This is a genomic window from Rhizobium laguerreae (assembly GCF_002008165.1).
In the GTDB taxonomy this organism is placed as follows: Bacteria; Pseudomonadota; Alphaproteobacteria; order Rhizobiales; family Rhizobiaceae; genus Rhizobium; species Rhizobium laguerreae.
Genome location: NZ_MRDM01000003.1, coordinates 105,683 through 127,309, shown reverse-complemented (window position 1 = coordinate 127,309; position 21,627 = coordinate 105,683). Strand labels below are relative to the sequence as shown.

The window sequence follows — 21,627 nt, the reverse complement described above, 5'->3', positions numbered from 1 at the left end:
CATTCTTTAACTGTTCGCCCATATTGTCAATCCTGAATGCAGCATGAACAAAAAGGGGGGCGGATGACTGGGGAGAAAATACTGATCGTCGAAGACGACGTGCTGATCGCGGCTGATCTTGAGGATATTGTGACGACACTTGGCTATGAGATCTCCGGGATAGCCGACAGCTTCGAGACCGCGCAGAAGTTGGCCGCTTTCAGCACGATCGCCCTTGTGGACGTCAACCTGAGAGACGGAGCGACCGGTCCGCGGATCGGGCAGTATCTCGCGAGCGATTTCGGTGTCGCAGTGGTCATGGTCACGGGAAGCCCCGAACTGATTGAAACCGATCTTTCAAAGGTTATCGGCCTGATATCGAAACCCGCCCATCCAAACCTGATCCGAGACGTTCTCGAATATCTGAAGACGATCCGCGAAGGCGAACGAGGCGTCCCGCCAGGAGGAATGCGGCTTTTCGCTTGAACAGGCTGGGGAGGGGGAAAACGACATGATCGATAGACGCGCTGAACTCGGTCTCTGGGTAGGGCGGCTGGAGACCATTCTGATCAGTCTGGGAGTGCTAAGGGAGGACGGCGAGCTCGCGATCCAGGTCGGATCGCAGTTTCCCAAGGATGTTGAAGACGCGCTGGACGGATTCATCGAGAACCCGATCGAGCTAATGGGCCTTCTGAAAATTTGCCGGGACGCGCGCGACGGCAGACCGTTGTCGCCTGCGGTCCTGATGGCCGCTCACCTCATGACAAGAGAGGTTCTGCAGGCATTGCAGGACTCCGAGCTCGCTGGCACAAGCGATACCAGAGCGTAAAAACGGCCCGCCCGAAATCATTTCGGACGGGCCTCGCGCGGACCGGATAACTCATCACTTCCGGCCTGAACTCTAGCTGTCGGTGACTGCGGCATCTCCTCCCGATTGCGGCAGTTCCTTCATCTTCACGAGCTGGTCGGCGCAAGCGTCCGCCGCGTTCGTGATAGTATCGTCGATCCCCGCGATATTGGTCCAGCCTCCGTCGGTGATGAAGTCGTCACGCTGCCACGACGACTTCGCCTGCAGCGTTTTGAGGTTCTCCTGAGCGTCGCTCGCCGTGACGAAGTTATGGACGCAGATGCCCGCGACCAGATCCGCCTTTGCGTTACGGACGGCGATATCGGCCATCACCGCGGCCCTGCCCGACGTCGTCCATCCTCCCCAGGTGAATCCGAGCACCACCGTCAATGCCGAGGCGCCGACAACAGACCAGGCCCATACGCTCTTTGTTGGTCGGTAGCCGTCTTCATCATACTGCATAGCCGTTCTCCTTCCTTTTGTATCACGCCATGATACAATAGCGCGTGTGGAGGTCAAGAACGTCGGGATCAAGAAATGGTGAGTGACGGCTAGGCCATTTCCGTGACCTGACGAAGACGGGATAGGGATTCAGCCAGCAGCGGCTCATGCGCAAGCATCGCCTCGACATGAACCTTCGCCAGAGATTCAAGCGTCCGCTCGCCATTTGCGGTCAGCCCGATCAGCACGCTGCGCTTGTCGTCTTCCGCTGGTATCCGCTCGGCGAGACCTGCCGAACACATCCGATCGACGAGCTGGACGGCGCTGTTGTGGTGCATGAGCATCTGTTCGGCCAAATCGCGAAGCCTGATCTGCCAGCCCGGAGCAGTCCGCACGACCAGGAGTGCCTGATACTGCTGCGATGTGACGCCCGCCTCGGCAAGGGCCGCCTCGCTGAACGACAGGAACCGCCTCATGGCCAGCCGGAACCCGGCCAAGCCTTCATAGACGTCATCAGCAAGGCCAGAAGTCCGGCGTCCCGATCGAGGCATGCGAACAGTCCTTCTCAAATGTGATGATGTGATATGAACAGCGGAGCACGCTGGAAGAATGGTCCCGAACTGAGCCGGCGAGGATGATAGTGAACGTCGCCGCCCATAATCCATCCATGTTGCTAAAAAGACTGTGCCTATTTCGTGACTTCGTGAAAAAATTCTATCGTGCTTCAAAAATGCGAATCCGGAGCGCCGCAGACGAACGTTTGAACGTCCGTCTTGGAAGAGTTGCCGACTTCCTTACCGGGTAGTCGCCGGCTACAGAGATCACTCTACCGATGCAGAAGAGCTTGTAGAAGGTGGCTGAGGCCCGCGACGATGATTGCACATCGGGTCAAGGCGGGCGTGGCTATCCACGAGATTGAACTTGTAGAGGGGCTTGTTAGTCTGCCTCTTCGGCCGCGGGTTCGAAGAAAATTTTAGACCGGACCTCTTCCACGGTTTTCCCTTCCGCACGAAGCGCGACGATCCTCCGTATGGTGGCGTAGGATTTCGGATCGTTTCGCTTGGTTGCCGAATGCCTGCACCACTCGTCGAGGAGGAGGCTTACAACGACGTTTTCGCCGGCTTCCGTCGACGCCGCTTCAGGACGTCGTTGAAAGGCAAGGCCAACGAGCCCGAACAGCTTCAAACCTATGGCGGACGTCGAAAATATCATTACGTGATACTAATGGGATTTTCGCTCGCCGGGAAATCACAAAATTGAGGGCGGCCCTCGGATGTCTCCTGGGAAAAGAATCCCCCACCCTGAGCGCCTTTTACCTTACGTGAAATCGAACAATACCCATTCCAGACGACTTTCCTCATAGACGCTTTGAGTTGGCACTAGCGTGAAGGAGTCGGCGAAGCATCCCAAAGCGACGGCTACTAGCTCTTTCCTGAATTCCGGCATCCAGAAAACAGTCGACCCGCATGCCGGGCAAAACCTGAACTCGATCGATTTGCCGCTGTCGCCCGACCGGACGTAGCTGGTCGAGACGCCGGACGTCTCCATTTGATCGGCGTGGAAGAAGACGGCTACTCCGAACGCGCTGCCGGTGCGACGTTGGCAGGCCTGGCAATGGCAGGCGGAGATTTTGACAGGTTCTACGTCGGCAGTGATCGAAAGCTGACCGCATGAACAACTGGCTGCTCGTTTCATTCCGTGCTCCTGCTAATGTCTGCGAAAGCAACCGCACGCACGATAGCTGTTTTGGAGATGCCGCCGCGAGGCCGTTGGACACACCGAACAGCGTCCATCAGTTTTCAGGTTTTCGCTCGGAGCCTACCACGGAGTAGATGACCGCGCGCATACTCGCCAGTGGGTCGGGTTAGGGATACTCCGACTCCCTTTCGACCGCACGCCGCGCCCGGATAGCCGCGGCGATGAAGACGCGTGAAAGACCATGATAGAGCGGCTCGCGCGAAAGAATCCGCGAGGTCACGTAGCCGATCATAGACACGGCCATGATCGGAATGACCGCCTGGTGATCGCCGGTCATTTCGAGGATGATGACGAACGCCGTCATCGGGGCTTGCACGACGCCCGCGAAGTAACCGGCCATGCCAAGGATTGCCGCCAGCGCGATGCTGGTGCCGAGCAGTGAGCCGACGGTGCTGCCGAAACCGGCGCCGACGGCGAGCGACGGTGCAAAGATTCCCCCCGGAATACCTGACAGCATCGACAGGAAGCTCGCGGCGAACTTCTCGACGAAAAAGAGCTGAGGCAGCGCGTTGCCTTCGACCGCAGCTCGTGCCTGCTCGTAGCCGGTGCCGAAGGTCGTGCCTCCGGATGCCACGCCGATGACTGCGATCGCCAGTCCGCAGGTGCCCGCAAGCGCGAGCATGCGCTTTAGCGGCTGTGGCTGGGCCCAGCGGCGAATCTTCTGGCCGAAATGCAGCGCGAAACCGCTAAAGGCTGCTCCGAGCGCGCCGCCGCCGACGCCGCAGGTCAGAACCAGTCCCCAGTCGCGAAGCTCGGTGGGTGCCGCAGATGCCATGCCGAAATAATTGTAGCTTCCCGAAATCCCGAGCGCCGCAAGGCCGGAGAGGATGACTGCCGTGAGCACCAGCCCGTTGGCGCGAGATTCGTAGGTCCGGCTCATTTCCTCGATCGCAAAGACGATCCCGGCAAGCGGCGTGTTGAATGCCGCCGCAATTCCGGCCGCCGATCCGGCAAGGATCAGGCCGCGCGCCTGCGCCATGCCACTGAACCGGGCGACGGCGAGCATGATCGATGCGCCGACCTGCACGGTAGGACCCTCGCGGCCGATCGAGGCGCCAGAGAACAGCCCGAGCACCGTCAGCACGATCTTGCCTAAGGCGATCTTCAGCGACAGCAGCCGCGTCCGGTCTTCGTCGTCCCTCAGGTGCCTGGCGGCGATCGCCTGCGGGATCCCGCTACCGCCTGAATTTGGAAACAACGTCGCCGCCAGATAGGCCGACACCATGAAACCGAGCGGGCTCAGCGCCAGTGGCAGCAGGAAGGCCCATTCACCGGACGAGGTGATAGACCCAAAACCCTTCTGCGCCAGATCCGCAAGCTTGGCAAAGCCGACGCTGATCGCCCCGATTGCCAAGGCCCCGCACCAGAACACCAACCTTGGCTGCCAAAGCGAGAAGGAACCCCACAAGACGCGGGAGCGACGGAAGAGCTTGGAGTATCGATAGGATGGCGGCATGTCGGGGCTCGGCGATGGCGGGGTTGTCCTTTACTAGCGCTATCGTGCCCGAAGATCACCCCCATTTGCGGTATATCGATCGCGGAGACGACTGTCGCCGGGCGGAGCCTAAGGTTCAACCATTCCGTCCAGGCTTCCCGTCCCTAGGCCCGATGCCGTCACAGGACGAGCAGCATGAGGGCCTGGGCGGCCTGTATTTTTCGTCACCGAATCCGATGACGATCGCTGCGAGGCAAGGATCATCTCTCGACGGGGGCTTTGCGGACCTATCAGAGCCGTCGATAATTTTACTTCACATGACCATGGGTGTAATTTGAGGATGCTCTCCTGAGGCGGTTGACGCCAAGGGCATCTGGCTCGCTCCGTGGTTCCCCCGCTGGAGCGGGCTTTTTTCTGCCAGTCAAAGCCTGCGGCAGAACTGAAGATAGAAGGCGATAACAGACCGCGGCGTCCCAAGTTCTATCTCCTATTGTGAGAAGCGCTGATCGGCATGGATCTCCTCATCGTCGATTGTTGCGAGACGAGAACGATATCGGAGGAGGCCCTGGAAATCCGTGCTTCTTTTAGGTATCCCTTGCCGGATGGCGTGTGCTGCGTGCGCCGCGGGCTTCCCGAAATCGACGGAGACGAAGATCAACCTTCCAGAAGGGAGCGCGAAACCATGTCCTTGCCGATCACGAGCGGTCGCATTCAATCCACTCTGCGCAGATATCTTGACAACGAGGCCTCCGGCGGCGTCGTCCTGATGGCAGCCGCAGCGATGGCACTTGCCGTGGCGAACTCGCCGCTGGCGGACGCGTATTTCCATGCCCTGCATCTTTACGTCGGGCCACTGAGCTTGCAGCATTGGATCAATGACGCCCTGATGGCCGTGTTCTTCCTGCTCGTCGGTCTGGAGATCAAGCGCGAAATGCTCGATGGCCAGCTCTCGACCTGGAGCAGGCGAATTCTTCCCGGTGCCGCCGCGGCCGGAGGAATGCTCGCTCCAGCCCTAATCTACCTCGCGTTCAATGCCGATTCGCCAGCGAGCCTTCGCGGTTGGGCGATCCCGACGGCCACAGACATTGCCTTCGCGCTCGGAGTGCTGTCGCTCTTTGGCAATCGGGTTCCGGCATCCCTCAAAATCTTTCTGGCGGCACTTGCCATTATCGACGACCTCGGCGCCGTCCTCGTCATCGCACTCTTCTATACAAACGGTCTCAACCTCCTGGCCCTTGCCGGAGCCGCCGCAGTTGTTGCCCTCCTGCTTTTCATGAACCGAGCCGGCGTGAAGACGCTGACGCTTTATCTCGGCCTTGGCGTCGCCTTGTGGGTGCTGATGTTCACCTCCGGGATCCACGCCACGCTTGCTGGCGTGCTGCTGGCCTTGACGATACCGATTAAGCTTTCTCCCGGCGCTCCGGAGGCTAGCGACGAAGAATCTGTGCTGCACCGGCTCGAACACTTGCTTCATCGACCAGTGGCATTCGTCATCGTCCCACTCTTTGGCTTCGCCAACGCCGGCGTTTCCCTTCTCGGCACGTCCATCTCGAGTTTAGGAGACACTCATACAATCGGCGTCGCCGCCGGACTGTTTGCTGGCAAGTTGCTTGGGGTTCTCTCCGTCGTCGGCCTCCTGGTGAAGCTACGTTTTGCGCAGCTTCCGGCAATGGCGAACTGGACGCAGATGACCGGTGTCGCGCTTCTTTGCGGCATCGGCTTCACGATGAGTCTCTTTATCGGTCTTCTCGCTTTCGACGACCCAGCGATACAGGACAAGGTCAAGATCGGCATTCTGCTCGGTTCGGCGATCTCTGGCGTGGCCGGATCCGCGGTTCTGATGGCGAGCCGGAGGAAAAGCAGCCGGTCGTAGTCGTTTACGAGTTCGGAGCGACGCCTCTCGTAGACATCAAGTTCTTCGGAGGGTCTTCGCGCGCTGCCGGCTCTTTTGGATCTTACGATCTCCGCCGCTTTCCTCGCTGCTGGAACAGGCGAACGCCTTGCCATGTCAATACATAGAAAACTGCACCGCATAGCGCGGCGAGCGGAAGGCCGCCGACGAGTATTGGCTTTAGAATTGGATGCCAAAGTGGCGCAAAATCGAGGTGCCGGAGCAGCGTGAACAGATTGGCTTCACCCACCCGCTCGGGCGCCCGACCCAAAAGAAAAATGCCGATCCGGTAAGCGGCAGCAAAGATCAGAGGAAAGGTAAGAGGGTTCCCAAACGCCGTCCCGAGCGCAGCCGCGATCATATTGCCTCTGAGGATGAAGGCCAGACAAAATGCCATTATGAAATGAAAGCCGAGGAAGGGGGTACAGGACACGGCCACCCCTGCTGCAACGCCAGCCGCAACTGCATGAGGAGTAGCCTTCAATCGAAGCACTCGAATGGCAATGTACCGGATGGACCGCAATAGCCCCTTGGATGGCCAAACGACGGCACGGATCCGCTGAGCCAGTGAGAGCGGCTTCCGTCTCCTAAACAGCATTCATTGACCTTCCGCTGCGTGAGCGCTCAATCTCAATCGATAGATATATCGAGAACACCGCGCATGAAATGCAAACCATCGATCTTTGCAGGCGAGCATATCTTTCGCGTACGCACATTGCGGCATCGCGGTAGTTTATCGCCTTCTCCCGATTTTGCCCGCTTGGCACGAATGGCCTCTCGACTGGGTAGCGCGAATTCATGGGCCTCAATGCAGTTTGTCCGCAGCAGCCTCGATGAAACCGACTGCGTTCGCAACCCCATCCTCGTCCCGAATCGTAGAGCCAAGGGCATCTGCCTGGCGTCGCATATGTGGATCGTCCATGGCTGCGAGTGCATCTGTCAGGCTCTCGACGGTCAATGCTCTGCGATCGAGTGACAGTCCGACGCCGAGGTCTGTTACACGCCTTGCCCAGAACGGTTGATCGCCGAAAAATGGGCAAATGATCATGGGCTTGCCGGCCCGAAGAGCGGCTGCGGTCGTTCCGGCGCCGCCGTGGTGGATGACCGCGCTCACCTCGGGAAACAACCAGTCGTGAGGGGCGTCGCGGACGACGTGAACATGCCCAGATTTATGGTCCGCGGCCAGGGCACCGCCTCCAAGAGCCAAGATGCCCCGCTTGCCCTGCCTTGCGAGGGCCTCGACAACAGTGGCTGTCATTCGGCCCGGATCGACGCCCGGCATGCTTCCGAAGCCAACGTAGATTGGCGGCTCCCCTTCCGCGAGGAAGGCTGCCAAATCGTCTGGGGGTCGCCAGTTCTTGCTGTCGAGAAACCAGTAGCCACTCACCAGCACGTCTTGCATCTCACCCGCCCCCGCTCCTCCCTTGCAACCCGGCCCAGCCGGTCGGATCGGGGGCTGATCCGAAGCGCAAGTGTCGCGTTTCCAATTGGCTGGAACCGTCGCGGCTCTAACCAGCTTTGACACGATGACATCACCCGTCTGCGGTTCGTATCCGCTCAAGAGCAGCAGAGTTCACTCCTCTGCGTGAGCTAACGCAGTTGTCTCGATGCTTGCAGGCATACTGAGATTCAGAGCTCAGGTCAGCAGCAAGCCGGCAGCGCCGGCAAGGACTGCAATAGCGCTTGTGATCGCCAGCCGAACCGCATAGGCGATACTGCCTGTGCTCGCCGCAAGGCCCACCTTTGCGAGAAGATTGGCGACGGCGGCGATCGCTATGGCCTGCGCGGCCGCGTCCGCCGAAAGGTTGTGCGGCGCGAGCTTTGCGACGGAGAGGGTTATGGCATCGAGATCGCCGAGCCCGGTGATGAAGGCGACGGCGGCCAGCGACTGCGTTCCAAAGACGGTCAGTGTCGCCCGGGTCACGATGATCACGACGCCTAGCAGAAGCGCAAAGCGCAAGACGACCATCACTTCCAGGGGATTTTGCGGAGAAAAATCCGAGCCATTATCGGTGCGCCGCGACAGACCGGCGAGACCGCCGCCTATGGCAAGGATTGCGGCAGTGGGGCCTAGCGATGGCGCAAGTTCCTTAAGCACCGCAGGCGCGATGACGCCGCAGATAAGGAGAACCCGCGTGAGAGATACGGCTCCGGCCAGCATCGCTCCGGCCGAAAGCAGCGGCGAGAGGGCAGGCACCTGCTTGGACTGACGAGCGAAGGATAGCGTTAGGGCCGTCGAAGAGACCAAGCCCCCGGAGGCGCCGGTCAGCAATATTCCGGCCGTCGTGTCGCTGAGCCGGATCATCACGTAACCGGCGAATGAAACAGCTCCGACGAGAACCGTCATCATCCACAGTTCGAACGGATTGATCGTCTGCCAGGGATCGACCGTCTCATTTGGAAGAATCGGGAGAATGACCACCGTCATCGTCAGCAGGATCAGCGCGGCCCGCAACTCGAGCCAGGTCAATTTCCTGACAAATCCATGCAGCGGCTCTCGCGCCGCCAGCAACGCGGTTATTGCAACCGCGCTTGCGGCCGTCGCGCTCATGTCCGCAACCACCGCTCCGAAGCCGAGCGCGAAGACCGTTATCGCGACAATGGCGCCGGTGGCGCTGTAATCCTCCTCACGCACCGCCTGCAGGCGGCTGAAGGCGAGAATCGTGATGCAGAAGAATGCAAAGATGGCCGTTGGAAGGATCGGTCCCGCGACCGGTTGTAGAAAACCGCAAAACCCGCCGAGGAAACTTGCGAGGCCGTAGGTGCGAATACCAGCCACCCTCTTGCCGGGCGCAGCCTCACGCTCGCGCCATCCGCGTTCTATGCCGACAAGGATCCCGATCGCAAGCGCCAGGCTGAGACGTTGGAAGTCGTCGGTGAGCACCAGTGATGTCATCATTCGTCGAGTCGCCCTGCCTGTTGCCATATCCAATCACGACCAGTCGGCCCAGTCATTGCGGCCGATCAAAATTCTGTTGCCGGCAAGTGCGCTGATCCAATACCCGAAACAGCCGCAACTCCATTGCGGCATATCAATGGCCAACTCCGAGCGAATACGAATGTCGAATAACAGTCCGCGGCTCTTATCATTGGGAAACAATATCAAACGGCTCATTTCGCTTTCTTCCTCTGATCATCAACGAAGACGGTTAGCAACTGTTCGGCAGCTGGTGAGCAATGGGTGAGCGGGTGGGCGCTCGCTGCTGAGCGCGAAGCCGGTATGGACATCAAACGCCAGCCAATATGTTATTGCTATTTTCAGGAGGCATAAACCAACGGAGGCTTTTACTGTGGGCGAAGAAGTTTCAGATCGTATTATCGAGCAGCGTTGGCGAAATCGGATCATCGAAGCTATCGAAGTTCTCGCTCGGGGAAATGAGGGCCTCATCGAGGTGAACTACAATGAGTTCTTCGGAGGTTTCTACGACTACTGGCATGAGGGGCATTTGTTGGTGAGGCCGAACAGCGCGATCACGGAAGAGGAGGAACGAACCATCGACGCGCTTGGACAGGTGTTGGAAGCCATCAGGAATGAAACCCGTCACTTCCAAAGTGAGGCGGAGCATCTTCAATCAGGATGCGCGGAGCGGATCAAGCCGGTGGCCCAGTACGCGCTAAAGCTTCTTGTCTCACGCGGCCGGTTTTCCGAGGATCACGAAGAACTGTCTCCGTCTAGCGGCGAAGTCAAGCAGCCCTAGGCGGCGCTGGCCGGTTTAGTCATTGGCAATCACGGGTGCGGCTTCCAAAAGCCAGTAAATTCCGCGATGGAAGCTCGTCGAACCGGCCTTCCTCAAGACCGTTGACGACGGGTGAGCGGCTTTTGCCGGATGACGATCCGCTTCGAAGCCAAGCGTAGCGACGATCGGCCCTTCTCGATAATACAAACGCAAGGTCGGCACGCTCGAACCACGGAGACGGCTGCGTGATAGGCGGCTGGCGTTCTAACGACCGTGTGGCTCCCGCACCTGGTGTTGCACCAGTCGCCCTCGCTCTTTCCGGAACGGGCGGCGATCCCTATTAACGGTAGATCGAACGCCGCAGCCGAGAAACAAGCATCCGTCAGCCTCTGAAGAGGTCTTCGGAAGACGCCCCGAGCAGCGGGGCTAGCTTCGATGGCGGATTGTTCAGGAATGGTTCGATCTGGTGGGATGAGTCTCTTAGTGGGCGAGCCGCTCCTCCATCTGCCAGCGCAGGCGTCGGTTGATATCGTCGGATGTCTGATCGCTGACCCGGCTTGCTGTCGTGGCCGTGGTGGTCCTCCTCTTCGCGAGTTCCGTGCCCGACCTTGATGATACATCGAAATATATTATATTAGAATATATAATAAAATTTCACCCGGAGCCAGTCATGCCCATCACAACGATATCCGAGAAGCTTTCCGTCTCGCCGCAGCCGAGCATCGAGGACATCCAGTCGCTTCACGACAAAGGGTTCAAGACCCTCATCAACAACCGACCGGACGACGAGGATCCTTCACAGCCGGGCACGCAAGCGGAAAGTCAGGAAGCGAAGCACCGCGGCCTGTCCTATGCGTTCATCCCGGTCACAGCCGGCACGATCACCGAGGCGGACATACGTGCATTTCAACGCGTGGTCGACGAATCCGAAGGGCCTGCGTTCGCCCACTGCAAGACCGGTACTCGATCGCTAAACCTCTACCTCATCGGAGAGGTTCTCGACGGCCGCTTGTCTGCCGACGAGGTCGTCGAGTTCGGAAGGAGCCGCGGCTTCGACACGAGCGCGGCGGCAAGCTGGCTTGAGAAGAAGGCCGCGCGCCGTCCACAGGTGGAGGGCGTCTTCGATAAGCGCACCTGGAGCGTCCAGTACGTGGTGTCCGATCCCGCGACCCGCAAGTGTGCCATCATTGACCCGGTGCTCGACTTCGATGAGAGGGCCGGTGCGACGGCGACCATCAATGCCGACGCGATCCTCGACTACGTCCGCGACAACGGGCTGACGGTCGAGTGGATCCTCGACACCCACCCGCACGCCGACCACTTCTCCGCGGCCCAGTATCTGAAGGAGAAGACCGGCGCGCAAACGGCGATCGGCGAACGCGTCGTGGACGTCCAAAAGCTGTGGAAGGGCTTTTACAACTGGCCAGAGCTCGCGACCGACGGGTCGCAATGGAACCGACTGTTTGCCCATGGTGAGACGTTCAAGGTCGGCTCTATTGATGCCAAGGTGCTGTTCTCGCCGGGACACACCCTCGCCTCCATCACCTATGTGATCGGCGACGCTGCCTTCGTGCACGACACGCTTTTCATGCCCGACAGCGGGACCGCACGAGCCGACTTCCCTGGTGGTGACGCCCGCGTCCTGTGGAAGTCGATACAGGAGATTCTCGCGCTCCCGGACGACACACGGATCTTTACCGGCCACGACTACCAGCCGGACGGTCGGGCACCTCGCTGGGAAAGCACGGTGGCCGATCAGAAGAAGTTCAACCCGCATCTCGCTGGCGTGACGGAAGGAGAATTCGTGGCGCTCAGGACGAAGCGCGACAAGACGCTGCCGATGCCAAAGCTCATCCTGCATGCCCTGCAGGTGAACATCCGCGGCGGGCGCCTGCCGGAGCCGGAAGCCAACGGCCGGCGCTACCTCAAGTTTCCGCTCGATGCACTGAAGGGAGCAGCATGGGAATGACCACCGATCTAAAGGCGATGAGGAGGGCGGGGCTTTCCCCCGCCGAGATGGCCGGCCGGGCCGGAGAGGTGGCGAACCTCCTGAAGACGCTGTCCCATCCGGCGCGCCTGATGATCGTCTGTACCCTGGTGGAAGGCGAGTATTCGGTCGGTGAGCTTGAAGAGAAGCTCGACCTCCACCAGCCGCATCTGTCGCAGCACCTGACGGTACTGCGTGGCTCCGGGATCGTCGAAACCCGGCGGGAGGGGAAACAGATCTTCTATCGCCTGACCGAAGAAAAGGCCGCGCAACTGGTCGCCGCCCTTTATGAAATCTTCTGCGTGAAGGAAGAAAAGTGAACGCCTATCTCCCATCTCTGCTCGGCGGAATGCTGATCGGCGCATCGGCCGTCATGCTTCTGCTCCTCAACGGCCGGATTGCCGGGATCAGCGGGATAGTCGGGCGCCTCGTCCAGGGCGTGGGACTGATCACCAATCTGGCGTTCGTGGTCGGGCTGCCGCTCGGGCCACTCGCGTACCTTTTGGTGTTCGGGAGCTGGCCTGTCGTGCAGATCACTGCCGGCTGGCCGCTGCTCATCGTGGCCGGACTGCTTGTCGGCTTCGGCTCACGCATGGGATCGGGCTGCACCAGCGGACACGGCGTGCTTGGCCTTGCCCGCCTGTCTACGCGATCGATGGTCGCGGTCGCTACGTTCCTCACGGCCGGCGCAATCGCCGTAGCGATTCTGCGAGGCGTCGGGTTATGAACCGGAACATCTACCAATTCGTGGCGGCGCTCGCCTCGGGCGTTGTCTTCGGCTTCGGACTGTCAGTGTCAGGCATGCTGAACCCTGTTCGCGTGCGGGGCTTCCTCGACGTCTTCGGGGCCTGGGATCCGAGCCTTGCCTTCGTTCTCGGCGGCGCCGTCGTTGTCACGTTTCTCGGCGTCCACATCATGAAACGGATGAAGCGTCCGGCCTTCGACAAGAGCTTCCACGTGCCGACGAACCGCAGGATCGATGGTCCGCTGGTCGTTGGTTCGGCCTTGTTCGGCCTGGGCTGGGGGATCGGTGGTTTCTGTCCCGGTCCGGCAGTCGCATCCCTATCGGTCGGCCTTCCCCAGACATTCCTGTTCGTCATCGCCATGCTGGTCGGGATGACCTTGTATGACCGAGTTTGGAGCAGGCGGACGTGAACACCTCCATTTTGGCGGCAGTTGGCTCCGGCTGGCTCGTCGGCTTCATGCTCGGCCTGCTCGGCGGCGGCGGGTCCATCCTGGCGACGCCGCTGCTCCTCTACGTGGTTGGCGTGAGCCAGCCGCATATCGCGATCGGAACGGGTGCGCTTGCGGTCTCGGTGAATGCCTTCGCGAACTTCGCAAGCCACGCGATCAAGGGGCACGTCTGGTGGCGCTGCGCAGCCGTCTTCTCCGCGCTCGGCGTCATCGGCGCCCTCGGCGGCTCCAGCCTCGGCAAGGCGATGGATGGAGACAGCCTGATATTCCTATTCGGCATCCTCATGGTCGCCATCGGCGTCCTGATGTTGAAGCCTAGGAAGGCGGTGACGGTAGAGTGCCGTCCGGTCGACCTCAGGATGTGCCTTGCCACCGCCGCCGTGGCACTCGCCGCCGGCGCTGCATCCGGCTTTTTCGGCATCGGCGGAGGCTTCCTGATCGTTCCCGGCCTCATGCTGGCGACGGGCATGCCGATGATCAACGCGATCGGCACATCTCTCCTCTCCGTCGGTGCGTTCGGACTGACAACGGCTCTGAACTATGCCAGTTCAGGCCTGGTGGACTGGTGGCTTGCCGCCGAATTCATCGGCGGCGGCATCGGTGGCGGCGTACTCGGCATGCTGCTCGCCACCCGGCTCAGCGCCTACAAGAACATTCTCAACCGCCTGTTCGCAGCGCTCATCTTCGCGGTCGCGGGTTACATCCTGTATCGGAACTGGGGGACAGGGGTGCCGGACTAAGGCCAAGCGAAGGGCTCGACAGCAGGCGAGCCGCGACTTCCGGCCAGAAGTGAACCCTTGAGTATGAAGAGCGAGCGACCCTTGCAACACCAACACGTTGACCATCTTGTAGAGACCAGCGGCTTCGTCGCTGGTGAGATCCAGATGGTCAGTACCCATCGTGTCTGAAAGCGACATGCCGCTGCTCCGACACGGCCGCGCATGGAGCGCGGCCGTGCCCTTCCCCTTCAATGCGCCATGAATATCGGCATGCTGCTGTGCTCGATCATGTTGCGCGTCACGCCTCCGAAGAGGGTCTGCTGCCAGCGCGGGTGATTGTATGCGCCCATCACGATCAGATCGGCGTTCACGTCCATCGCATGCCGCCTTAGGACCTCGTCGGCGGTGTTTCCGCCGCTCGCCACGCGATCCACCTGAACCTTGATCCCATGACGGGACAGGAAGCCCGCGATGTCGGCGCCCGGTTCTTCTCCATTCACCCGCTCTCGCGAGACCGGATCGACCATCGTCACATAGACGCAGTCCGCCGTCTTCAGCAGGTCTAGGGCCTGCCTTGCGGCACGCGACGCCTCGTCGCTCGAATCCCATGCCAGCACGATCGATTTGGAAGTGGAAGAGAGCGGCCGCCGTCCGCGGTTGATGATGACCGGCGTCGGCGTCTGAAACAGAGCGCCATCCATGACCCGTTTCTGGAGTTCCTCATCCTTGCAGGCTTGGCGGCCGACCAGGACGACGTCGGCATAGAGCGCCCGTTCTGCAATGTCCTCCCGCGCAAAGGCATATTCCGTATAGACGTCCTGCACGTCATAGGACAGTTCGGTGCGCGAGAGATACGCCTTGATTTCTTCGGCTTTCTTGACGAGTTCATCAATTTCGCGCTGGCGTTCTTCCAGCCAGACGGTCGACAGGGAGTTGTATCCTCCCGCAGTTGGCGACGCTCCCATGCAGATGACGACCGCGCTGAGATGCGCTCCTGAGGCTTCGCAAAACTCCGCGGCGGCCTTCAGGTCTTCATCGAAATATTTGGAACTCAGGATGCTCAATACCGTACGAATGGACATTTCGATCACCTCTCTTGTTGAATATCGAAAGGATAACGGCACTAGCCCTGACGTCTTTGATCTTCGTCAAGCAACACGGGATGAACGATCGCGGCGTCGCCGGGAGACGAACTTGTCGGCCTCGGTCACGAGAATGAGGGAGCTCGCCATCAGCATGCTGAGACCCCATTCAAGAGGCGTGATCGGCGAAAGGCCAAGAGTTCTGCTGAGCCAGGGTATGTACATCGCCGAGATGTGGATCGTCTGTGCCGCGAGCACGCTGAGGAGCAGGAAACGGTTCCGAAGGATATCGACGGAGAATATAGATCGTCTTTCGGAGGAGCATGCCAGGGTCTGGACGTTCTCGAACAGCACGAAGATGAGAAGCGTTATGTTGCGGGCTTCGGAAACGCCATATCCATGCGCAATCATCCACTGGAAGGCGAGGAACGCTGCTCCGCCGATCACGATTGTCGATTGGACGACGCGCCGGATCATCGTCCGGTCGAGGATGGGCTCGAGCGGAGATCGTGGCGGCCCCGCCAGCTCGTCTCCTTCCGGCCTTCCGCCTGCAAGGGCAACGTCCTGGATGCCGTTTGTCACGAGATTGAGCCATAGAAGCTGAACGGGGAGGAGCGGCATGGGCAGGCCGAATGGCAGCGCGAGCATGAAGAGCAGGACCTCGGCGGCGCCCGTTGCAACCGACATCAGCACCACCTTGCGGATGTTGCGATAGGCCGCCCGGCCTTCGGCGATCCCCGCCACGATGGATGCAAAGTTGTCGTCGGTGACGACGAGATCGGCGCTTTCCTTCGCCACCTCGGTTCCCCTGAGCCCCATTGCGACGCCGACATGTGCCTTCTTCAACGCCGGACCGTCGTTCACGCCGTCTCCCGTGACGGCGACGATGTGGCCATTGCGGATCAGGGATGCGACGATCGCCGATTTCTGCGCCGGCTGCACGCGGGCGTAGATGCGGGCTTCTCTCGTAATTTCGTCCAGCCGTTGGTCGCCCGCTCGCGCAGCTTCATCAATGTCGTGGCCCGAAACGACCTGGCTGGCAAGAAAGCCCAGGCCGGCACCTCTTGCAATCGCGGCAGCGGTCCGCGGGTCGTCCCCGGTCACCATCACGACCTCCACGCCGGCCGCGCGGCAGTCTTTCATAGCGTTCGGCACTTCAGGCCGGACCGGGTCCTGCATTCCGGCCAGCCCCAAGAACACGAGATCGACGAGGTGACCGTGTCCGAGGCCTCCGGCCAGCGTCGCGCCGACTTCCCCTTCGGCGAAGGCGAGCACCCTGAGGCCTCGGGCAGCCATTTCTTCCTTCTGCGCCAAAAGCGACGCGCGGTCGATCTCGACGGCATTGCCCGCAACGTCCATCCGATCCGCCATTTCGATGAGCACTTCCGACGCCCCCTTGACGAAGACATGGATCCGATCGCTGCCGTGATGGAAAGACGCCGCGTATTTGTGCTCGGGCTCGTAGGCGATCCTTGCCGCCAGTGGGTATCGGTCGTTCAGCTCTTCCTGTCCCAGCCCCGCCTTCCGTCCTGCTGCAAGAAGCGCCACGTCGACCGTGTCTCCGGCGGCGACCCAGAGATCGTCCCGGCGGACGAGGGTCCCTTCGTTTGCAAGCAGTGCAGCGCGTAGCAGCCTGCGAGCCCTCTCGCGGACCAGGTCGCCGTCCAGGCCGCTCGCCCTGATCTCGCACCTGTCGAGATCTGTATGGGCGTCCAGGGCGATGTCTGTGCCGTCCGGTAGGCGAATTTCGGTCACCGTCTGCACGTTGCTGGTCAAGGTACCCGTCTTGTCCGTGGCGATCATCGTGGTCGAACCCAGGGCCTCAACGGCCGGCATGCTTCGGACGATGACGTTGCGGGCGGCCATCCGCCGCATGCTGACGGCAAGCGCGATGGAGATGGCGATCGGAAGCCCTTCAGGAACAGCGCTCACCGCCAGACCTACGGACATCATGACCAGATCTTGCAGAGGGAGGCCTCGCATGAAGCCCGCGGCGACCAGCACCAATGCTGCCAATCCTACGAAAAGAGCGAGCGCGTTCGTGAACTTCGCCAGACGGGCGACAAGCGGGGGCTGCGTTGACCTGGCTGTTCCAAGTTCGACGGCGATGCCTCCAAGCATCGTCGCGGTACCCGTAGCGGTCACGACGCCTTTGGCTCGTCCGCGCGTGACCAGGGAGCCCGCGAGCAGCAGCATGGAATTGCGGGTTTCATCCGGCGAGCCTTCGACGGGGCGCCCCTTGGGGACAGGCATCGACTCGCCGGTCAGAAGCGACTCGTCGCACCGGAGATCACTTGCATCGACAAGCATCAGATCGGCAGGGATTCGGTCGCCGGATTCCAGAAGAACGAGATCGCCGACGACCAGCCGCTTGGCTTCGATCCTGCCAGCCACGCCGTCCCGGATGACCCTGGTCGACGGCTGCTCAAGGTTGCGAAGGGCGGCTGCCGCTCGATCCGCAGAATACTCCTGGTAGGTGCCGATGGCGGCATTGATCAGAAGCACGACGAAGATGAACAGGGCGTCCTCGATCCTGCCGGTCGCAAGCGAGAGCCCCGACGCGAGCAAAAGGATGTAGATGATCGGGTTGCGAAATTGAACGAGGAAGAGCTTCAGCGGCGATGACGGCTCAGGCTCGGGCAGGGTGTTTGGCCCGAGCTCGGCAAGCCGTTCCTCGGCCTCGACGCTCGTCAGTCCGTTCGCCTTGGCGGTCGTGGGGGCGGGTGTCTGCGCCGTGAGATTCATGATGGGCTCCGGGCTCGTCGCAACGATTTCATTGAAAGCTCGCGCGACAGCCTATGTGCCCCAGCGCAGGCGGCATTGACCGGGATCAAGGAGCTCCGATGGCATTGAGATAAGCTGCAGACGATTTGTAGGCAGCGCATATGCGGCCACAGCGTTTCGAAGGCGGTGCGTTTGCATCGGTGTTCCGACGGCATCGCCTGTGGACTGAGATTGACCGGCAAGATCGAAAGGCGACTAAAATGAATGAAAACTCGGTACAGATGGTGTTGCAGACGATGAAGGATGACCTTGCCCGCCGTCTCGAAGCGATCGATGCGGATCTCTGCGTCGCGCTCGAGAAGGACAGCGAGGAGCGCGCGACCCAGGTTGAGAACGACGAGGTTCTTCGCGAGATGCAGGCCGAGGGCCGAGACCAGATCGCGGCCATCGACGCGGCGATCGACCGGCTGAACGACGGCACATATGGGCGATGCGTCAAATGCCACCATCCGATCGGCAAGGAACGTCTCGCGGCCGTTCCCTACACGCCGTTCTGCATCGATTGCGCAAAATCGTTCCGCTGACTTCTGAATTTATGGGAGGGTGAGAGGTGGCTACAGCGGCGGCTTGGAGGGCTGGCAGGTGGACGTGGCCTCAGGGCGGCATGTCGCGACTGAGGGCGGCGGGCTCCCGGTCGGGCCTTCTGGTGCTGTCGTCGCTCCTTGCCCTTGCGGCCGCACTCGTCTTCTATCTCGCGGGTCTTGGCTTTGGGTATCGTTTAATTCTCGTGGGCTGCACCAGCCTGATCCTGCTGTCTCTTTGTATTGAGATCGCCAGGAAGCTGCGGAAGGAGGAATACGGCCTGGACCTGATTGCGGCCCTGGCCATGGGGGCCTCCTTATGGTTCGGTGAATATCTTGCCGGCGCGATCGTCGGTCTCATGTATTCCGGCGGTCAGTTTCTGGAGGCATACGCGCATCGTCGCGCCGATGAGGGCATGTCGGCTTTGCTGGCGCAAGTTCCGCGGACGGCCCTGCGGCTTGCCGGAACCGGCGTCGAAGAAATTCCGATCGAGACGGTCGCGGTCGGCGACGTGCTCCTCATACGCAAGGGCGACGTCGTACCGGTCGACGGGGCGCTCGTCGGCGAAGCCGCGACGATCGACCAGGCGGTGCTGACCGGAGAGCCTCTCCCGGTGCGCATCGCCAGGGGTGGCAACATTTCGAGCGGCGCTACGAACGTGGGCGATGCGATCGAAATCCGCGTTTTAAGCCGCGCCGAGGACAGCACCTATGCCGGTATAGTCAGGCTCGTGGAAGCATCTAGGCGCTCCAAGGCGAAGCTGATGCGCCTGGCCGACCGGTTCTCGGTCTGGTTCCTGTTCGCCACGGTGGCGATTGCAGGATCCTCGGCGTTGATGTCCGGAGACCTGTCGAGGATCGTGGCCGTGCTGGTCGTCGCCACCCCCTGTCCGTTGATCCTGGCGGTACCCGTCGCACTTGCGGCAGGTACTTCAAAAGCCGCCAAGGAGGGCGTTCTGGTGAAGGGTGCGGGACCTCTCGAGGCGCTCGCCCAGGCCACCGTGGCGGTATTCGACAAGACGGGGACGCTCACTGCGGGACAGCCGGAAGTCGGGCACATCGAGGGACCGGAGCATCCCGACAGGATCCTGCGGCTCGCCGCCTCGCTGGACCAGGCGTCGGGGCACGTGGTTGGACGCGCGCTGGTGGACGAGGCGCATAGACGTGGGTTGGTACTGAGCCGTCCATCGGAGGTGACCGAGACCGCGGGATCCGGAATTTCCGGAATCGTCGATGGCGTGCATGTCGGCGTCGGAGGAGACACGTATTTCGGAGAGGCGCCGTCGTCCGGGGCTAACGGGTCACGCAGTGCAATGCGTGTAAAGGTGCTGTTTGACGGCACGCCGGCTGGCACGATCACGCTCGAAGACCGGCTACGCGAAGACGCTGTCCAGCTCGTCGCCCAGCTCAGGGCGTCGGGAATCTCTCGAGTGGTCCTGGCTTCTGGTGACGAGTTGGCTGTCGCGGCAGCCATAGCTCGCTCGCTGGGCTTGGACGACGTCGCGGCGAGGCTCGCTCCCGCAGACAAAGTCGCAGTCGTCGAAAAGGAGCGCGTCCACGGGAAAGTGCTGATGGTCGGCGACGGCGTGAACGACGCGCCAGCGCTGGCGGCAGCCGATGTCGGAATCGCAGTCGGCGTCGAGAACCTTGCCGCGGCCGCGGAGGCTGCGGATATCGTGCTCGTCCGCGACGACCTCACCAGGATAGCGACGGCGATCGGCATCGCGCGCCGTTCGCGCAAGATCGCGCTTCAAAGCATCTATGCCGGCATAGGTCTCTCGCTCCTCGCGATGGGGTTCGCGGGAGCGGGATACCTTCCGCCGGTCGGCGGCGCATTGCTTCAGGAGGCCATCGATGTGGCGGTCATTCTCAACGCCCTTCGCGCCCTCTAATGGGCGAGAAGCACCGGCAGCTCTGCCTTGACGAGCAGTTCCCGAGTGACGCCGCCGAGGATGAACTCACGAAGCCGGGAATGGCCGAACCCGCCCGCGACGAGGAGGTCCGCCTTTCGTTCCAGCGCGGCCGATTGAATGGCGGCCGTCGCGGTCTCGCCGCCTGCCTGGATCGCAACGTCTTCCACGTCCAATCCTGCGTGCTTCAAAGAGGAGATCAGGAGGGCGCGGTTCGCCTCGTCGATCTCCTTGTCGTCGGTGATCGAGATGACCTGCACCTTGATCGCGCGTTCGATGAAGATGCGTGCGCAGGAAAGGGCACGTGCTGCGGTGGCGCTGCCGTCCCAGGCGACGGCGATCGTGTCCACACGAGAGTAGACGCTGGTGGCTGGAAATAGCACGAGTGGACGGCCGCTTCCGAATAGCAGCGTTTCGGAGAGTTGACGGGAGAGCTCCGAGGCTTCGACGATGGAAAGGTCGTAGCACTTGGCAATTTCAGAAAAACGTTCATAGACGAACGGTTCCCTAACCTCGAATCCGTGGATTCGCACCTCGAAGCCAGTTTCCGAAACAGCGTCGGCGACGTGTGCCCGCAGCGAAATCCCGCTGTCCCGGCTATACCCCTCTGCTTGTTCCCGCCATGTGTCGACATCGATAAAAGTGGGGAAGGGCTGATGGACCTGGGGGATCCGGACTTGCGGGATGCTGGCGACGAGATCGGCGTCGTTTTGCCGAGCGAGGTCGATGGCGTTGTCGATGATGGTAAAGGAACTCGGGTCGGGGTAGGTCGACAACGGAAGATGGAACTGCGGCTTCATGCTGGCCTCCTGAGGTTAAACTGCCGTCATGATGCATGCCGCGGAGAGAGTTCGCATTGCGCTTTGTCAAGGCCGCGGCGCAATGAAGCTCCTATGATCGTGCCTTCATTAAAGCTGGAGGACACGGCCATGACGATCAAGCTGACGGAGATCAACCCCGGTGAGTGCTACCGCATCCTTGAGAGCGAGCGCTTCGGTCATCTCGCCTGCTGCAAGGATGGACAGCCTTACGTGGCGGCGATCTATTTCGCCTTTTCCGGCGGTGTCGCTTATAGCTTCACCATGCCCGGCAAGAAGCTCGACTGGATGCGGGGAAACGACAAGGTCTGTCTTCACGTCGAGCAGCGTTCGAGCGCCGGCGGGTGGACGAGCATCGTCGTCGAAGGCAGGTTCGAGGAATTTCCTGACAGCGACGCGCGACGAAGCGAAAGGCTCCATGCTTGGTCGCTTCTGCAAAAGTATTCGGACTGGTGGGAAATCGGCTCCATGAAGCCCCAGGAGCTTCCCATGCCCGATGGCTCTCCTCACGTCTTCTACGGAATTGCCGTCACAGCCGTGTCGGGACGTAGCGCAGTCAGAACGGAATGACCGTCGATGCTCGA

Annotated in this window: 22 protein-coding genes and 1 pseudogene; 12 read left to right on the top strand and 11 right to left on the bottom strand. The window is 61.0% G+C overall.

Annotation, left to right across the window (positions count from 1 at the left end):
- Window positions 1–63: 63 nt before the first annotated feature.
- Both BS630_RS04160 and BS630_RS04155 read left to right on the top strand, forming a co-directional pair.
- A complete protein-coding gene (locus BS630_RS04160) occupies window positions 64–465 on the top strand; it encodes a response regulator (RefSeq protein WP_077976400.1) in 402 nt (133 codons plus the stop codon).
- A 25-nt stretch (window positions 466–490) separates the two neighbouring features.
- Window positions 491–808 (top strand): hypothetical protein, encoded by a 318-nt coding sequence (locus BS630_RS04155; RefSeq protein WP_077976399.1) that lies wholly within the window; start codon window positions 491–493, stop codon window positions 806–808.
- 72 nt (window positions 809–880) lie between these two features.
- Here BS630_RS04155 and BS630_RS04150 read toward each other — a convergent pair whose 3' ends face one another.
- From BS630_RS04150 to BS630_RS04130, 4 genes are all read right to left on the bottom strand, one after another.
- Window positions 881–1,288: a hypothetical protein gene (locus tag BS630_RS04150; RefSeq protein ID WP_025398024.1), complete on the bottom strand. Its 408-nt coding sequence runs from the start codon at window positions 1,286–1,288 to the stop codon at window positions 881–883.
- Between the two features lie 89 nt (window positions 1,289–1,377).
- The gene (locus BS630_RS04145) at window positions 1,378–1,818 is read right to left on the bottom strand and encodes a MarR family winged helix-turn-helix transcriptional regulator (protein WP_025398023.1); all 441 of its coding nucleotides are present in this window, start codon (window positions 1,816–1,818) and stop codon (window positions 1,378–1,380) included.
- Window positions 1,819–2,584: 766 nt separating this feature from the next.
- The gene (locus tag BS630_RS04135) at window positions 2,585–2,962 is read right to left on the bottom strand and encodes a GFA family protein (RefSeq protein WP_077976397.1); all 378 of its coding nucleotides are present in this window, start codon (window positions 2,960–2,962) and stop codon (window positions 2,585–2,587) included.
- 169 nt (window positions 2,963–3,131) lie between these two features.
- Window positions 3,132–4,481, bottom strand: a complete 1,350-nt coding sequence (locus tag BS630_RS04130) for a chloride channel protein (protein WP_077976396.1) — start codon at window positions 4,479–4,481, stop codon at window positions 3,132–3,134.
- A gap of 661 nt (window positions 4,482–5,142) precedes the next feature.
- Here BS630_RS04130 and nhaA point away from each other — a divergent pair.
- On the top strand, window positions 5,143–6,333 hold the full coding sequence (gene nhaA / locus BS630_RS04120) for a Na+/H+ antiporter NhaA (RefSeq protein WP_077976414.1): 1,191 nt from the start codon (window positions 5,143–5,145) through the stop codon (window positions 6,331–6,333).
- A gap of 82 nt (window positions 6,334–6,415) precedes the next feature.
- On the opposite strand, the gene BS630_RS04115 is transcribed toward nhaA, so the two are convergent.
- The 4 genes and pseudogenes from BS630_RS04115 to BS630_RS04100 all read right to left on the bottom strand — a co-directional run bounded on the left by BS630_RS04115 (window position 6,416) and on the right by BS630_RS04100 (window position 9,466).
- Window positions 6,416–6,949, bottom strand: coding sequence for a DUF2062 domain-containing protein (locus BS630_RS04115; protein WP_077976394.1), 534 nt, complete (start codon window positions 6,947–6,949; stop codon window positions 6,416–6,418).
- A 207-nt stretch (window positions 6,950–7,156) separates the two neighbouring features.
- Window positions 7,157–7,747 (bottom strand): annotated as a pseudogene (locus BS630_RS04110) (glycosyltransferase); the annotation flags it as partial.
- A gap of 240 nt (window positions 7,748–7,987) precedes the next feature.
- Entirely contained in the window at window positions 7,988–9,250 is a 1,263-nt protein-coding gene (locus tag BS630_RS04105; RefSeq protein ID WP_077976393.1) for an MgtC/SapB family protein, read from the bottom strand.
- Between the two features lie 33 nt (window positions 9,251–9,283).
- Window positions 9,284–9,466, bottom strand: a complete 183-nt coding sequence (locus tag BS630_RS04100; RefSeq protein WP_077976392.1) for a hypothetical protein — start codon at window positions 9,464–9,466, stop codon at window positions 9,284–9,286.
- A 175-nt stretch (window positions 9,467–9,641) separates the two neighbouring features.
- Here BS630_RS04100 and BS630_RS04095 point away from each other — a divergent pair, with 175 nt between their 5' ends.
- The 6 genes from BS630_RS04095 (at window position 9,642) to BS630_RS04070 (ending at window position 13,949) form a co-directional block, all read left to right on the top strand.
- A complete protein-coding gene (locus BS630_RS04095) occupies window positions 9,642–10,049 on the top strand; it encodes a hypothetical protein (protein WP_077976391.1) in 408 nt (135 codons plus the stop codon).
- 649 nt (window positions 10,050–10,698) lie between these two features.
- Window positions 10,699–11,997: a bifunctional sulfur transferase/dioxygenase Blh gene (blh, locus tag BS630_RS04090; protein ID WP_077976390.1), complete on the top strand. Its 1,299-nt coding sequence runs from the start codon at window positions 10,699–10,701 to the stop codon at window positions 11,995–11,997.
- Entirely contained in the window at window positions 11,988–12,335 is a 348-nt protein-coding gene (bigR, locus tag BS630_RS04085; protein WP_143529393.1) for a sulfite-sensing transcriptional repressor BigR, read from the top strand. Before blh ends, bigR begins: the two co-directional genes overlap by 10 nt.
- Window positions 12,332–12,742: a YeeE/YedE family protein gene (locus tag BS630_RS04080; protein ID WP_077976389.1), complete on the top strand. Its 411-nt coding sequence runs from the start codon at window positions 12,332–12,334 to the stop codon at window positions 12,740–12,742. The genes bigR and BS630_RS04080 overlap by 4 nt, the downstream gene beginning before the upstream one ends.
- Window positions 12,739–13,170 (top strand): YeeE/YedE family protein, encoded by a 432-nt coding sequence (locus BS630_RS04075; RefSeq protein ID WP_077976388.1) that lies wholly within the window; start codon window positions 12,739–12,741, stop codon window positions 13,168–13,170. Before BS630_RS04080 ends, BS630_RS04075 begins: the two co-directional genes overlap by 4 nt.
- Entirely contained in the window at window positions 13,152–13,949 is a 798-nt protein-coding gene (locus BS630_RS04070) for a sulfite exporter TauE/SafE family protein (protein WP_077976387.1), read from the top strand. Before BS630_RS04075 ends, BS630_RS04070 begins: the two co-directional genes overlap by 19 nt.
- A gap of 227 nt (window positions 13,950–14,176) precedes the next feature.
- Here the strand turns inward: BS630_RS04070 and BS630_RS04065 are convergent, their stop codons facing one another.
- Window positions 14,177–15,010 (bottom strand): universal stress protein, encoded by an 834-nt coding sequence (locus BS630_RS04065; RefSeq protein WP_077976386.1) that lies wholly within the window; start codon window positions 15,008–15,010, stop codon window positions 14,177–14,179.
- A gap of 66 nt (window positions 15,011–15,076) precedes the next feature.
- Window positions 15,077–17,758, bottom strand: a complete 2,682-nt coding sequence (locus BS630_RS04060; RefSeq protein WP_077976385.1) for a cation-translocating P-type ATPase — start codon at window positions 17,756–17,758, stop codon at window positions 15,077–15,079.
- A 236-nt stretch (window positions 17,759–17,994) separates the two neighbouring features.
- Between BS630_RS04060 and BS630_RS04055 the strand changes: the two genes are divergently transcribed.
- Both BS630_RS04055 and BS630_RS04050 read left to right on the top strand, forming a co-directional pair.
- Entirely contained in the window at window positions 17,995–18,318 is a 324-nt protein-coding gene (locus BS630_RS04055) for a TraR/DksA family transcriptional regulator (protein ID WP_077976384.1), read from the top strand.
- A gap of 26 nt (window positions 18,319–18,344) precedes the next feature.
- Window positions 18,345–20,207, top strand: coding sequence for a heavy metal translocating P-type ATPase (locus BS630_RS04050; RefSeq protein WP_077976383.1), 1,863 nt, complete (start codon window positions 18,345–18,347; stop codon window positions 20,205–20,207).
- Here BS630_RS04050 and BS630_RS04045 read toward each other — a convergent pair.
- Complete coding sequence (locus BS630_RS04045; RefSeq protein ID WP_077976382.1) at window positions 20,204–21,025, bottom strand: universal stress protein; 822 nt, start codon at window positions 21,023–21,025, stop codon at window positions 20,204–20,206. The genes BS630_RS04050 and BS630_RS04045 overlap by 4 nt on opposite strands.
- 129 nt (window positions 21,026–21,154) lie before the next feature.
- Between BS630_RS04045 and BS630_RS04040 the strand changes: the two genes are divergently transcribed.
- Complete coding sequence (locus BS630_RS04040; protein WP_183594626.1) at window positions 21,155–21,613, top strand: pyridoxamine 5'-phosphate oxidase family protein; 459 nt, start codon at window positions 21,155–21,157, stop codon at window positions 21,611–21,613.
- Window positions 21,614–21,627 lie beyond the last annotated feature (14 nt).

What these genes read in the sequence shown, in the direction of transcription:
- blh (WP_077976390.1), top strand. Translation starts at nt 10,699, where the DNA reads ATGCCCATCACAACGATATCCGAGAAGCTTTCCGTCTCGCCGCAGCCG.
- BS630_RS04150 (WP_025398024.1), bottom strand. Translation starts at nt 1,288, where the DNA reads ATGCAGTATGATGAAGACGGCTACCGACCAACAAAGAGCGTATGGGCC.
- BS630_RS04160 (WP_077976400.1), top strand. Translation starts at nt 64, where the DNA reads ATGACTGGGGAGAAAATACTGATCGTCGAAGACGACGTGCTGATCGCG.
- BS630_RS04115 (WP_077976394.1), bottom strand. Translation starts at nt 6,949, where the DNA reads ATGCTGTTTAGGAGACGGAAGCCGCTCTCACTGGCTCAGCGGATCCGT.
- BS630_RS04075 (WP_077976388.1), top strand. Translation starts at nt 12,739, where the DNA reads ATGAACCGGAACATCTACCAATTCGTGGCGGCGCTCGCCTCGGGCGTT.
- BS630_RS04065 (WP_077976386.1), bottom strand. Translation starts at nt 15,010, where the DNA reads ATGTCCATTCGTACGGTATTGAGCATCCTGAGTTCCAAATATTTCGAT.
- BS630_RS04130 (WP_077976396.1), bottom strand. Translation starts at nt 4,481, where the DNA reads ATGCCGCCATCCTATCGATACTCCAAGCTCTTCCGTCGCTCCCGCGTC.
- bigR (WP_143529393.1), top strand. Translation starts at nt 11,988, where the DNA reads ATGGGAATGACCACCGATCTAAAGGCGATGAGGAGGGCGGGGCTTTCC.
- BS630_RS04145 (WP_025398023.1), bottom strand. Translation starts at nt 1,818, where the DNA reads ATGCCTCGATCGGGACGCCGGACTTCTGGCCTTGCTGATGACGTCTAT.
- BS630_RS04055 (WP_077976384.1), top strand. Translation starts at nt 17,995, where the DNA reads ATGAATGAAAACTCGGTACAGATGGTGTTGCAGACGATGAAGGATGAC.
- BS630_RS04045 (WP_077976382.1), bottom strand. Translation starts at nt 21,025, where the DNA reads ATGAAGCCGCAGTTCCATCTTCCGTTGTCGACCTACCCCGACCCGAGT.
- BS630_RS04040 (WP_183594626.1), top strand. Translation starts at nt 21,155, where the DNA reads ATGACGATCAAGCTGACGGAGATCAACCCCGGTGAGTGCTACCGCATC.
- nhaA (WP_077976414.1), top strand. Translation starts at nt 5,143, where the DNA reads ATGTCCTTGCCGATCACGAGCGGTCGCATTCAATCCACTCTGCGCAGA.
- BS630_RS04105 (WP_077976393.1), bottom strand. Translation starts at nt 9,250, where the DNA reads ATGATGACATCACTGGTGCTCACCGACGACTTCCAACGTCTCAGCCTG.
- BS630_RS04100 (WP_077976392.1), bottom strand. Translation starts at nt 9,466, where the DNA reads ATGAGCCGTTTGATATTGTTTCCCAATGATAAGAGCCGCGGACTGTTA.
- BS630_RS04135 (WP_077976397.1), bottom strand. Translation starts at nt 2,962, where the DNA reads ATGAAACGAGCAGCCAGTTGTTCATGCGGTCAGCTTTCGATCACTGCC.
- BS630_RS04155 (WP_077976399.1), top strand. Translation starts at nt 491, where the DNA reads ATGATCGATAGACGCGCTGAACTCGGTCTCTGGGTAGGGCGGCTGGAG.